Origin of the sequence: Bradyrhizobium sp. NAS96.2 (genome assembly GCF_001908235.1) — a bacterium.
Taxonomy (GTDB): Bacteria; Pseudomonadota; Alphaproteobacteria; order Rhizobiales; family Xanthobacteraceae; genus Bradyrhizobium.
The window spans coordinates 1-797 of sequence record NZ_LGHK01000377.1 but is presented as its reverse complement, the minus strand read 5'-3'; the positions used below and the strand labels follow the sequence as shown (position 1 = coordinate 797).

The following is a 797-nucleotide window of genomic DNA, read 5'->3' as shown; positions in this document are numbered from 1 at the left end:
CCGAGCCAAAATCGATCCGCTGGTCGCGCTGTTTCAGGCCGCGATCCTCATGAGCTGGAATCCCTCGGCCGGCAGGCTCGTGACCGGCGCTGATATCCTGACGGTGGTCTGATGGGAATTTTTCGGAGCGGGTTGGGCTCGGCGTTTCGTGCGGTTGCGGATGCGTTTGATCCTGGCAAGCCGCGCGACATGAGCGACCCGCAATATTGGGCGGATTTCGGCGGTCGCATGTCGCTCGCCGGCGTCGAGGTCACTGACAGCAACGTCAGCCAACTCGGCGCCGTCCAGGCCGTCCGGCACGGCCTTTCGTCGGCCATGAAATCGCTGCCGGCGTCGGTCTATCGGCGCGGGGCGAACGGCGCACGCGAGGCGTTGCCGGATCATCCGGTCACCAGGCTGTTTGCGGCCAACCCGAACGCGCGCCAGACGCCGGCCGAGCTCGTCGGCGAGCTCGCCTGGAACGTTTCTTACTATCGGAATTCATATTGCGCGATCTTGCCGCCTGGCGATCCGCGGGCATCGGAATATTACGCCGTCGGCGGCCTCGAATGGCTGCATCCGCGGCGGCTGGCGATGGTCGAGCGCGGGATCGACGGTCGCCTGTACTACACGTTTAATCCGCCGACGACGATCGTCCAGGGCGCGCAGCTCAAACAGACGACCTATCGTGACGACGAGCTCTGGCATATCCGCTCGAATCCGCTGCGCGAGGATGGGCTGCTCGGCGAGCCGATTTTCCATAGCGCCAAGCATGTTTTTGCGCGCGCGATCGCCGTCCATGAGTATGGCGACATCTG

The 797-nt window shown here is 64.2% G+C and carries 1 protein-coding gene; it reads left to right on the top strand.

The features are described from left to right. Positions 1-189 precede the first annotated feature (189 nt). Positions 190-797: phage portal protein (locus tag AC628_RS41415; RefSeq protein ID WP_245321606.1), on the top strand; the 608-nt coding region annotated here is incomplete at its 3' end.